The organism is Sphingobacterium sp. CZ-UAM (assembly GCF_002000245.1).
In the GTDB taxonomy this organism is placed as follows: domain Bacteria; phylum Bacteroidota; class Bacteroidia; order Sphingobacteriales; family Sphingobacteriaceae; genus Sphingobacterium.
This window is the reverse complement of sequence record NZ_MTCM01000002.1, coordinates 268,182-281,522: the sequence shown is the minus strand read 5'-3', so window position 1 is coordinate 281,522 and position 13,341 is coordinate 268,182. Positions and strand designations below refer to the sequence as shown.

General features: G+C 44.7%; 7 protein-coding genes. All 7 read right to left on the bottom strand.

Annotation, left to right across the window (positions count from 1 at the left end; all coding sequences use genetic code 11):
* Positions 1–4: 4 nt before the first annotated feature.
* A complete protein-coding gene (locus BWD42_RS11430) occupies positions 5–3,142 on the bottom strand; it encodes a SusC/RagA family TonB-linked outer membrane protein (RefSeq protein ID WP_077436382.1) in 3,138 nt (1,045 codons plus the stop codon).
* Between the two features lie 190 nt (positions 3,143–3,332).
* Entirely contained in the window at positions 3,333–6,392 is a 3,060-nt protein-coding gene (locus BWD42_RS11425; RefSeq protein WP_077436380.1) for a beta-L-arabinofuranosidase domain-containing protein, read from the bottom strand.
* A gap of 40 nt (positions 6,393–6,432) precedes the next feature.
* Positions 6,433–8,676, bottom strand: coding sequence for a S9 family peptidase (locus tag BWD42_RS11420; protein ID WP_077436378.1), 2,244 nt, complete (start codon positions 8,674–8,676; stop codon positions 6,433–6,435).
* 73 nt (positions 8,677–8,749) lie between these two features.
* Positions 8,750–10,171: an APC family permease gene (locus BWD42_RS11415; RefSeq protein WP_077436376.1), complete on the bottom strand. Its 1,422-nt coding sequence runs from the start codon at positions 10,169–10,171 to the stop codon at positions 8,750–8,752.
* Positions 10,172–10,191: 20 nt separating this feature from the next.
* A complete protein-coding gene (locus tag BWD42_RS11410; RefSeq protein WP_077436374.1) occupies positions 10,192–11,964 on the bottom strand; it encodes a DUF885 family protein in 1,773 nt (590 codons plus the stop codon).
* A gap of 79 nt (positions 11,965–12,043) precedes the next feature.
* Positions 12,044–12,205 (bottom strand): hypothetical protein, encoded by a 162-nt coding sequence (locus BWD42_RS24715; protein WP_175992033.1) that lies wholly within the window; start codon positions 12,203–12,205, stop codon positions 12,044–12,046.
* A 98-nt stretch (positions 12,206–12,303) separates the two neighbouring features.
* Complete coding sequence (locus tag BWD42_RS11405; protein ID WP_077436372.1) at positions 12,304–13,167, bottom strand: AraC family transcriptional regulator; 864 nt, start codon at positions 13,165–13,167, stop codon at positions 12,304–12,306.
* Positions 13,168–13,341 lie beyond the last annotated feature (174 nt).

Sequence of the window (13,341 nt, the reverse complement as noted above, 5' to 3'; positions counted from 1 at the left end):
CTAATTAAAATTGTAATTCAACACCAAACGTGAACTTTCTGGGGATCGGATAACCATTCCCCTCATATTCACCATAATAATTTACTGCCTCAGCATCTGGTAATCTTTTCGAACGCTGGAACATCAGTAGATTATCCACGATACCATACATACGAATGCTTTTCATCCCCCAGCCTGTTACCAGGCGGTTGGGCAAACTGTAAGAGAGACTCACACTTTTCACCCGGAAATAATCCCCCTGATCCAAGAAAAATGTTTGACCAGCAACGGTATAGTAGCGCCAAGAACCCAAAGGATAAGCCGGATAATCGGCACGGTCACCAGGTTGGCGCCAGATATTGATCTTACTAAAATCGGGCGTCGCATACTGCGCAAATCCACTGGTTGAATTAGTCGCAGCACCATTTTCGAAGAGATCGGATTGATACAGATTGAGCACATCCCTGTCGAACAAAAAGGTGAAGAGTACACCCAGATTGAAATTCCTCCAGGTCACATTATTTGTCCAGCCCCCCGTGAATTTGGGATTTGGATCGCCGATCGGCAGTTTGTCCGGATTGATACCATCATTGAATGGATCGATCATGTAATCTCCGTCCACATCCCTAATCCACATATCTCCCGGCGCATAAGGACTTCCTCCAGCATTGTAGCGGTCGCCTGTCAGGGGATTAATCGGAATATCGTTCAGTGTTGAATAGATGCCTAACGTTTGGTATAAATAGAATGTATTGATCGGACTTCCCACCGATAGAATATGGGCTTTATCGAAACGGGAACCAGCGACCACCAAATCGCGACCGGAGTTCGGGAGATTCATAATTTTATTCCGCACATAGGAGACATTCAGACGGCTAAACCACTGCACAGGGCTTGTCCTTGAAAGAGGATTGGCCATTAATACCACCTCGGCGCCATAGTTACGTACTCCCACTGAATTGGTCAATGCCCGATCATATCCGGTTGTCACAGGCAAAGCCACGTCAAATAAAGATTGCTTATTTTCCTTATTAAAAACGTCAAAAGCAAAAGAAAAACGACCGTTGGCTACCTCACCATCCAGACCAATATTCCATTGCATCGAACGCTCCCAGCTGATATTCGGTTGCGCCACCCCATCGACCAAATTGGGGGTTATGGCTGTGACACCATTGTACGAAGTGGCATTGTCATTTCCCCAAAAATTACCGGCATTGACCCTGTAAAGATTATACTGTAGATAATTATTTCCCGGCAATCCACCGGTTGTGCCTAAACTCGCCCGAAGTTTTAACATAGAGAACGGGGACTGTCCATCTTTCATAAATGATTCTTCCGAAACGAGCCATGCCACTGATGCGGCAGGAAAATAGCCCCATTTATTGCCTACCCCAAAACGAGAGGAACCATCCCCACGTATGCTGGCTGATATCAGGTACCTGGAATCATAATCATAGGCCAACCGCGAATAAAAAGAGGCCATACTGTAAGCCTGATAATCGGAAAAAGCAGTTAGATAACGTTGCTGAAATCCTTGTATAACTTTGATTTGGTCCGAAGCACCATTCGAAGCACCTGCGCCTACGGACCGATATTGATTATATTCCAGATCGCTTCCCAAGATCATGCTCAGATTATGTTTATTAAATTCTTTATTATAACTGAAATAATTAGAAGACAACACGTTAACCTGGTTATCTGAAAAAACATCTTGTCTGTTACCGGTAAAATTAGCCACCGAAGAAGGTGTGCTCACATCGCGTCTGCTGTTTGAATAGATATAAGAAGTCTGGGATGTAAATTTCAACGCTTTTGAAAAATCATACCCTAGATTCAGGTTGAAAGTAAATTGATTTCCCGTATTCACATCCGAATCATCGTTATACATCCCAAGAAGATAATTTTTCCGTGTCTCGCTCAGGTTGAAATAAGATGCCGGTGTATATCTCGCCGTCACCCCGACTCCCCCACCGCCAGCCCGGGTACGTTCCGTACGCGAATAAGCTACAATCGGATTAATCATCAAACGTTCCTTCAGCGCTTTTGACATGAGGTTCAGCCGTGTTGAATAGCGCTTGAAGCCCGTTGCTTTGACAATTCCCTGCTCATCATATAATCCCGCACTGAAACGATAATTGGATCCGCCCGGGCCTCCACCACTCAGGCTCAGGTCCGCATTGTTCACCATACCTTTGCGGTAGTACATGTCCTGCCAATCGGTTGATCCATTAAAAGCCGGATTTAAACTGTCGGTCAGCAAAAAAGATATATTTCTATTTTCAATATCAGGACGATACTGCTGTAATTCTTCCAAGATACGCATTTTCTGCCTGCGCTCTTCGGCGCCCAAGGCTACGTCGCGCAACTCCGGGCGTTGTGTCAAACCCGTATAGGCCGAAACCATCACCTGTGGCTCCCGGCTGATCCCTTTCTTGGTCGTGATGAGGATCACACCACTGGAAGCTCTTGATCCATAGATGGCAGCCGCAGAAGCGTCTTTCAATACATCAATGCTTTCGATGTCCTGCGGATTTATTCCAGCAATAAAATTTGTACCCGTTCCCGTTACTGGCGAAGTGTATTGTTGTGGTGGTTGCGGAACGCCATCAACAACATACAAGGGGGCGTTTCCGACACTAAATTCATCGTACTCCCGATTTAAGCTTGTATTTCCACGTACTTGAACAGTGGGTGTTGCCCCAGGTTCCCCGGTGAAGTTCTGTACATTGACTCCGGATAAACGTCCTTGCAGGAGCTGATCAAAACTTGCCGCTGGCAGGTTCGCCAGTTCTTTTCCTGAAATACTAGAAATCGCTGCGGTGGCTTTCTTTCGGGAGACTTTTTGATAGCCAATGACAACGGTTTCGTCCAACGTGGAAAATGTGGCGTTCAATTGAAAAGTTAGCCCTGATTCCGAACTGACCGTGAGCCGCTTTGATTGATAACCAAGCAAGCTTGCTTCGATAACGTCGCCTGATTTTGCTGCCATCGTAAACTCACCTTTACCATTCGTTTGCGCACTTATCTGTGTAGACAAATTTCGCAGGGTAGCTCCTACCATTGCACTTCCCGAACCATCCCGTACTACGCCTGTTACCTGTTGCGCAAATAAATCAAATGAAAGGAGAACAACTAGGACTATTAAAAGACCTGCGTTTTTCATAACTGATTAATTTGGTTAATTGATATTAGTTGTTAATAGATAATCGAAGTTAGCTTAGAATCAGGTCTGATTTCAATCCGAATTTAACCAATCGCGCTTCGATTATGACCAAAACCCGGCGTTGGAAGAAAATAATAAAGGGATACTCTGCTTGACAAAGTACCCCTTTAATTGTTCGTTTATCTGGATGTTACTTTAAGGTAACATCCAGATAAACGGAGTGTCGCCCGTAGGTATCATAAAATGGTTTAAAATCAACCCCATCAATTTTGAAAGCTAACTGCCGCGGATCACCTGTGATAGATTTGCTGATATCTTGCGCGTCAAGCGTCACTTTACGCCAGTCTTTTCTAGCCTCAGGCTCTTGAGCAGCCAATAAGATCGGTCCATAAAATAAACTGGCAATATTTTGTTGATCCATGACCGGATCCAGGTGAAACTGAAATGGCATTTTGAGCCTAATACGATCGCCATTCTTCCAATTGCGACTCAGTTTCAAATACGTACCGGGCTGCGCCTGTACCTGCTGGTCTTTCCCATTAATAGTCACATAAAATCCTTTGGTTGCCCAGCTGGGCACGCGAACATACAGATCAAATTTGCCATTCCCCTGTATGGTCAGCTCCGTCTCGTCTTGCTTTGGAAAGCTAGTAGTCTGCTGCACAGTCAGCTTACGTTCTGTCCATTCCAAAGTTGAGGGAATAAATAGATTGACGTATAAAGCCTGATCATCCCGGCTTTTAAAATAAATACTATGCTGCAATTTGGTGCTACTCTCGATTGCGGTACCGTTACAACAGGTAAAGCCAGTCATATTGGGATTTCCAAATTGCTTTATTGCTCCCGGCCGCAGTGGCACGTGGTAGGTATTAGCCGGCGTATTTTCAGCTACCGAAGCTAAAATATGATTATACAAACCGCGTTCGTAGTAATCCATATATTCGGTGCGTTGATCAAAAAGAAACAGGTTGCTTGTTAATTTCAGCATATTGTAAGTTGCACAAGTTTCATTCTGTCCACCTTCAGAAAAACCATTTTCATATAGGGTCGCTGGTTCTGCCGTAAAAACCTCTGCATTGGCGGGATTGCGTGCCCCCGCTACACCGCCAATGCTATACATGTAATCATTGACTGCTTTATACCAGAAATTGTCTGCCACCCGGTAGTATTCCGGCAGATTGGAAACCTGGTAGAGCTCGATGCTGCCCACAACCTGTGGAATATGCTGATTGGCATGCAATCCACGAAATGTATCGACATTCTTGGCCAATCCATGTTCATGATTCGCATTACCAAAGAACATATCGATGTTATCAAACAACTGTGCGGTTTTCAAATAATGTTCCTTACGGGTGATGCGGTAGAGATGTGCCATCGCCTCATTCATTCCGCCAAATTCGCCAGCAATATATGTGTTCCACATTTGTATCAGCGTTTCCTTGGGCAGCCGGCTAAGGCGTGCATGCACCCAGTCTGCCATCCCTGTGGCTACCTGTAACGCCTTTTGATTACCGCTCACTTCGTAAATATCAATTAATCCGGCCAAAATTTTATGCAAGGTATAATAAGGCGCCCAAACCTGGGTTTTCTGTCCACCATACTTCGCTCCTTTTTCCAGCATAATAAATTGATCTGGCGGATAAGCGCTGATATAACCGACACCCCAATTCCAATAATCCGTCCGGATCCCTTCGCGGCTCAGATCCGAGTCATAAGCTGATTTGCCGGGCCCATAAGGTACGGCAGTTGGATCAGCTGTAGCCACAGCACTTGCTTGCTGCGGTTTACCCGACAATTGAGCCAGTTCGTACAAGGTATTGACCATGTAGGTCATTTTCTCGGCAAAATTAGCCTGCAACGTTTTATCATAGCTTGTACTCGCATAAGCCTGCGCGATCGCAGTCAGATAATGCCCCGTTGCGTGGCCCCGGAGCTTGGTATCCTGACTATCCCATACCCCCAAAGGCTGGGCCCCTTCGGGCTGCGGTTTCCCAAATGCATCGCGAAACATATATAGAAACGAGTTGGGGTCAGTCTTTGCTAAGGTGTTGATAAACTTATCGCGATTTTCAATAAATTTTGTTTGCTGGTTATCTGCGTCTGCTTGTAAGGAGACCTGATTCAGTGCAAAAGCCGCCAACTTCAGCGTCGGTGCCGAGGGGGCCTTGCTGGCCTTTACAGTCACGATTGCTTTAGGCTGTATAGCTGTTCCCGGCACCCGGCCTATAATCGTATATCGTCCAGCTTCCAGGACGGTACTGTTATCGTGGGGCGAAGGCCACAATACCCGCACTTTGGGGCCAATGATACCTTCTTGATATACTCCTGGCACATAACTTGGTAAGCGCGGTAAATCACCTAGAGCCGTTTCCACCTGCACATCTGGCACCGCAACCAGATAGGCATTATAAAGTTGCGCCCGGGTAATTGGAAACTCCGGCAAATTGTCCTCCATCTTGCTTACATTTACAGCCCGATTACTAACGCCGCGCTGTGAATTGCTGTAAATTCCGGTAACCTGATTTTTAGTCAAAGGAACACGGTAGATCCGAAAATCATGCAACATGCCATCCAAGGTCGGCGATCCCGTCAGCAGCGATTTTCCGATATATAATTTGTTCTTTTCACCAGCAGTTCCAAAAACCTCAGTCAACTCGCGCGGGATCTGCTGCGACTCCGCGACAGGTATAGCATCTACATAAGTCCGCATCGTTTTAGCCGGAATATCCACCACAATGGTCAGATAAACCCACTTATTCAATTGCAATGCTGGAGCAACAGCTCCTTTTTGATTATTTTTACCTGTAGTCATTAAACTTTGGAAGCCAGCCTGCGTGCTCGTCCCGAAAGGAGCGGCAAAGAAATGTTTATGCCCATCCTTTCCAAAGTCAAAAAAAACCTGATCCTTTTTTTCCGAACGCAGGTAAATCCAGCCCGATATACTCAAGGATTCCATATCGGTCAATGCATCAGCAGGTATCTGAACAAAATCATTTTTTTCACCCGATAATGACAATACTTTGCCAAAGCGCTTATCGTTGATAAATGTCGCATTTTGGCCAGCTGTAGCGTGCAGGTTGTTGCGCGACCAATCTTTCAGATCGCCATTAAAGACATATCGCGCGATCATGCCCGTCTCGCCGATTCCATCCAATATTTGATCCCCGCTTTGTGCCTGTAACTGGCTCAGCCCCTTCGTTAGGACCATGGCCATGAGGATAATACGTAAAAGAACTCTGTAACTTTTCATCTCTATCTCTTTATGAGCTCAAAAGCTCGATTTTTGTTCGTTAATAAGCATTCCATGCTGGTGGTTCGACACCAAGTAGGTGTTTGACAAAATAATCGCGACGTTTCTTTTCTCCGAAATCACCACCGGAAGCATGTCCCATACCCGGAACCATAATAAAGTCGTGATCTTTGCCATGCTTGATCAGCTGATTGACAAATTGATAGGTCGAAGCAGGATCCACATTATCATCCAGCTCCCCCACGATCAACAGCAGCTTGCCTTCCAGTCGATATGCGTTTTCGATGTTAGAACAGGCAGCATATTCAGGCCCGATCGGCCAGCCCATCCATTGTTCATTCCACCATATTTTGTCCATCCGGTTATCATGACAGCCACAGGAGGAAACTCCGACCTTATAAAATTCGGGATGGAACAACAGGGCTCCGGCAGCGGACTGTCCACCCGCAGAAGTCCCGAATATGCCAACTTTTTTAATGTCCATATAGGGATATTGAAGTGCTGCAGCCTTCATCCAGGCAATACGGTCTGGAAAACCAGCATCTTTTAGGTTTTTCCAGGCGACATCCTGAAATGCCTTCGAGCGGTTGGACGTGCCCATTCCGTCAATCTGAACGACGATAAAACCCAGTTCAGCCAGCTCGGCAAGCCCGGCCGGATTAGCAGAAAATGATTTCGGGACAAAGGCGCTATGCGGACCGGCATAGATATACTCAATTACCGGATATGTTTTGTTCGGGTCAAAATTTCTAGGCCGCACAATGATGCCCCAAATATCGGTTTTACCATCCCTACCCAGCGACTTAAACACCTCAGGCTTGCGCCATCCGCTAGCTTCCAGATCCGAGATATCCGCCTGTTCCAGCTTCATGATGATCTGTCCATCTGTCACCCGACGTAATACCGCCTGTGGAGCTTGGTCCACACGAGAGTAGAGATCGACAAATAAGGAATGATCCGAATTGAATGTTGCCTGGTGATTGGCTGCTTCCGGAGTAATTTCTTTCAAGCCCTTTCCATCAAAACCAATCGTATAATAATGAACTAGATAGGGGTCCTCGTCCCTATGCATGCCACTGGCTTCAAAAATAATATTTTTGTTATCCTCATTCACATGGACGACCTTACGCACCACCCAATTCCCCTTTGTAATCTGACGCTTCAAAGCGCCGGTTTTGGCATCGAACAGATACAGGTGATTCCATCCATCGCGTTCCGAAGCCCAGATAATATCCGCCGATTTTTTAAGATCATAGCGATATTTTTTTCCACTATAATCAATAAATGTGGCGCTTCGCTCGGAGATAATTGCTTGTGTTTTGCCGTCTATGGCACTGAGTTCCATAACGTCGTAACGTTGGTGACCACGCTGATTATATTCAAAGGTGATCCCGCTATTGTCCGATTTCCAGACGGGTCCAGACAGTGAAAACTGATTGGCGACCTGGGCAGGATCTACCGACATCAGCCGGCCATCGACTACATCAATAATAGTTGGATAATATTGAGACAATGCATCGCCCGGTTTATTATAATCCCGAGTTTGTAACTTAGGCTGTAATTGATCGGTTGGCGAAGATTCCAATAATGTCAACTGTCTGATTTCAGCCTTTCTCACTTTTGACACCGCCAATTTCTTTGAATCATTGGACCATAAGATACGTGCACTATAATACTCTCCGGGGCTTCCATCAAAGGTCAACTGCCGCTCAGTTTTTGCATCCGATTTTTTACTGCTGTATACATTATTATTTTTGATATAGGCTGTATAGACTTTATCGGGCGACTCTACCGGTTCACCTTTACTATCATCCCAGCGCGCTCCCCAATAGCCCCCCGATCTACGGTCTGTGCCCGTTGAAGGAATATCCCGCAATTTGCTCAACTTATTTTCCACAGTATTCCACTTCCAGACCGCTTTCTCTTCCGTGAATTCCACTTCGTTCGCCGTCAGGACTTTCAAATCCCTTCCCCACAAAACTCCCAATTCTACCGCTTTGCCTGACAGATCTGACAGCTGCTTTTCAATAGCAGCAACATCAGTTTCTATTGTTTTCTTCGTCGCTACATCCACTAGATATAAGCTTCGTTTCCCATCTTTGCGATTCACGCGATACGAAAAGCGATCTCCTTTTTCAGACCAGATCACCTGTTGTGGCACCTGATACACCTTAGCAAACGAACTTCTGATCTCTTTGGCACGTTTATAATCCTCCACTGTCCCCTGCGCCATCCCTGTAAGCTGCAATAGCAGTAATAAAACAGCCGTAAATGTTGACTTCATATGTATTGTTTTTTATATCGTATATATTAATCTGCCGTTCATCGCACCCAGGCAGCATTGAAAATCAGCGAGCTTACGTCTTCAGGTTTTTCTGTTTCACAACATAATAGAGTGGTATCCCCAATAGCGTGATGATAATACCGGGCCAGGTAAACTGCGGTTTATAGATCACCAACAAAATAATAAACGAGATGCCCATCACAATATAGATGGCCGGAATAAAGGGATAGCCAAAAGCCCGATAAGGCCGCGGTACATCCGGACGTTTATGTCTTAACCAAAAGATGCCGATGATACAGAGCACATAGAACATCACCACCACACAGGTAATCATATCCAGCAGGTCACCGTATTTACCGGTCAGACACCATATCGATGCAACGACTGCCTGCAACCACAGGGCGTAAGCTGGTACCGCATGCTTATTTAACCTTGCTGTTTTCTTAAAAAACAAGCCGTCCTTAGCCATGGAATAATAGATCCTTGCACCAGCGAGGATCAGTCCGTTATTGCAGCCAAAAGTGCTGACCATAATCATAATCGCTAAGACGGCTATGCCCAGGGGACCAAAAATTTCCTGCGCTACCAGCATGGCCACGCGGTCTTTTGGTGCGCTGGCCATCTGCTCGATTGTTAATACACCCGTATACATCAGATTGGTCAAAATATAGATCACTGTTACAACCAGTGTACCCAGCGCCAGGCTCAATCCAATGTTGCGTTGCGGATTCTTGATCTCGCCTGCTACCGCAGCAGAGGAATGCCAGGAGTCACTGCTGAACAATGCCCCGACCAATGCAGCAGATACGGCGCCAAATGCACCAAAAGTGGCATAAGCGGCTGTCGATCCGTCCACATTTAAATGCTGTAGATCCCATCTGTTCGATGTGGACCAATTTTGGTTCCATACCTCCAGATCGAAAGCCGCAAAACCGAATATGACCAATAAAACTAAACTTAATATTTTGATCAATGTCAGCACCGTCTGAATTGTTTTACCATGCTTTACACCGCCGGTGTTGATACGGGTGAGCAGTAAAATAACAGCGATAGCCAACAGCTGCGCCGATGAAATATGATAGTCACCGATGAGCAACAGGTAAACATCCTCATCAAGTACAGGAAACAAATAAGCTGTAAACTTGGCAAAAGCTACTCCCACAGCTGCAATCGTCGCCGTCTGGATGACCGCAAAAAAAGTCCATCCAAACGTAAAACTGACCACTGGACCGTAGGCTTCTTTGAGATAAATATACTGCCCACCGGCTTTCGGAAACATGGCACTGAGTTCGCCATAACTCAAGGCTGCAGCTAGGGTCATAAATCCGCAGATCACCCATACCAACATCAGCCAGCCGGCAGAGCCCGTATTTCTGGCGATATCCGACGATACAATAAAGATTCCCGAGCCGATCATACTGCCGGCAACGAGCATTGTGGCATCCAACAGTCCCAATGACTTTTTGAATTCCTGCCTATTTTGTTGACTACGCATAATTTAGGGTTAGGTTGCGCTTACTTAAAATTGTAGAATTTCCAAGTTGCCTGATGGTTAGGTTCGAGCTTTTGGTCTGTTAAGATGGCCCTTAGCATCTCCATGGGCAAGTAATTTTCCTTGATGACCCGGTCATGAAATTCGCTGTAGGACATTTTACCCGATCCCACCAATTCATCACTGATACTCAGTAACTGCAAACCGCCGATCAAATAAGCCAATTGATATAAGGGGTCGTAAGCACCTTCGAAAGACCGCTTCACTTCACCATGTGCGTTTGCAGGCTCATGGCCGACCTGATCAACTAGATAATCAATACATTGCTGGGGTGTCCATTCACCCAAATGAAATTTGATACTGAAGGTGATCCGCGCACAACGGTGCATCCTCCAAAATAACATCCCGATACGTTCTTCGGCTGTCTTTGCAAATCCCATCCGATAGAGCAGCAATTCCCAATATAAGGTCCAGCCTTCGGTCCAGAATGGCGTATTGAAATTTTGCTCGCGGTAAGGCTTGTAGCGTTTGTTCATAAAGTACTGCAGATGATGCCCCGGATTGAGTTCGTGCTGCACTGTACCTAACGAAAAATGCGGATTATTCCCTCGCATACTCATCATCTTCTGCTCATAGGTCATCGTGTTGGTCGGATAGGAAATACTGATCTCACGTCCGCCCGTAAAAAAAGGATTGACTAATTGCCGTTCAGGCGTCATCATGATCATTCCCCAGGTTTCATCCGCCAGTTCCGGAATATCGATCAGATCATGCTGTTTGATGAATGTCTGGGCCCGGTCATATAATGCATTGATCAGAGCGGGCTGCTGACCTTCGGGTACATAGGTATTTTTAACTTTTTCCTGCGCTGCTTTCCAATCGTTGCCAAACCCCATCTCATGGGAAGCTTTTAACAGCTCCGACAGACACCATGCCCACTCCTTGTCAGCAATGCGCAATAACTCATCCGCATCATAAGCGATCATTTCCTCGCGCAATTTTTTATTGAGCGCCGCTTTTCCAATCGGCTGCCCACCAATATTACTACCATCATTAAACACTTTCCAGTTGCTCTTTGCCTGCAATACGTCTTTGTATTGGATCAACTTTTCGTTTAAATGTTCATAAGATTTGGGCACCCACCAGGTAAACAAGGGGTCATAGCCATTATAAAAATCGTACGCGCTTTCCAGACGTAACCGCAATGACTCCACCATATTGACCAGGAAATTGACATCCGTTGATTCGATCGAGGCCATATTGGCTAACTTTTGGATTGCCACATCCACCTGCCCTGCCGTTTTCTCGAGTATGATAGCAACATCCTTTCCCACAACAGTGGCACCTCTACGACGTTGCTGTTCAAATTGAAAGATATTATCGGCGAAGGGCAAGTAGAATTTTAGCCGATTGTAAGAAGCTAATGTTTCTTTGAGTTCATCCTGATGTCGTCGCACTTTTTGGTTGAGCAGAATGTAATCGACCTGGCCATTGGTATTTAAACCTGTATAGTCAAATTTTTTGAGTTTGGCTAGGTAGCCATCGTCTATCTTAATTAGCCTATTGATCTGCTCGGGCGAGGCAGCCGACTGCTGAAATCCCCAGTTTTTAGGCATCGGGCCGTAAAAATAATTGACCGCTTCCAAGTCTTGGCGATATTGGATGATATAAGGTTCAATAGGTGTTGTGTGTTGATACAAATCCATATTTTGGGCATCTGTTAGCGAAGAAGCCGTACAAAGTACGCCAATGACTATAAATTTCTTTACGTTAGGGTCAGTGTTGTTTCTCTTCATCTTTTCGATTTATTGTTTACTATTGAAACCAATCTGTACTAAATGCCGAGATATTTGCTGTTCAAATCCATTTCACTCCTTACGCTACAATACCGGATGCTGCCAATCGGGTAAAATGACTCCGCACGATCATTCCTACATTGTCATAGGAACAATTGTTCTGTCTGTCAGCCTGCTCTGAAATCTGAACTTCCCGGCCATCCTGTAAGAGGTAATACGTGCTGCAATAGTTGGTCTTCAATTGAGTAATTTATAATTTTCTTATTCAAAGAAAGCAACTCTACAAACAGCAAACTAACCAGCTTTTAATCATTACTTACTGGATATTGACATTTACAATTATTCGTAAAGTAAATGCCTGTAATTAGCGATATACATCTTGGGTGAGATGCCGAGAATGCTTCTAAAAACCCGGTTAAAATTAGTGACACTATTAAATCCCGAACTATAAGCAACTCTTGAAATACTATCATAATCTTCCTTGCCCAATAAGCGACAGGCTTCTCTTACCCGCAATTCGTTTACATACGAAACGAAAGTTTTACCGGTACTTTTCTTGAAATATCGGCAGAATGCCTGGGGGGTAAGATTAGCCTTTTCGGCGATTTCATTTAAACTAATATGCTCCTTATAGTTGTTATCCAGAAAATCACATAACGATGTTATCCTAAAGGAGCTTCCAGTTCCAAAATCAGCAGTCGCCACTCCTGTAAGAGGTTTAAGTTTGAACGAAAGCCGGTTTAACGATTTCAACAGGTAAAAGAAACTTACGAGCTGACCTAAACTATCCGCATTCTTCAGCGATTCTATCCTCCGGCTTACCTGAGCCAGATATGTTTTAGGAACCTGAAAACCACGACCATTTTTATCGATAAAATCCAGTAGCATACTTAATTCAGGCAAATTTAAAATCCCCGATAAAGTGCCTTTTAAATTGAAGAAGACAGAAACAGATTGTACAAACCTATCCATAGAATCATTTTTAAAGACGTGAGCCTGATTCGAACCTAATAAGAAAATATCGCCATGTTCAAAACAATGCACATTATCATCGACCAATAGCTGCCCTGAGCCCTCCTTAATCCAAATCAACTGATATTCCTCGTGACGATGCATATAAGGATAAAATTTATCCAACAAATCCTCCTGAATAAAAACAGTCCTATCCTTAGGAATAGGAACTTGGTATTGAATTGGTTTCATAAATTAGAATCGTTAAGTTGAAATGATTTTCAATAAAGTGTCATTTATACATTAAATTTACTATTTAGCTATTTACAAAACAATCCGTTCATGTAAAATATCAAAAATGTATTAGCTTAGGTTAAAATCTGGCAATTAATAGAGATCCTAATCAATCAAATTTGTAGTAATTCA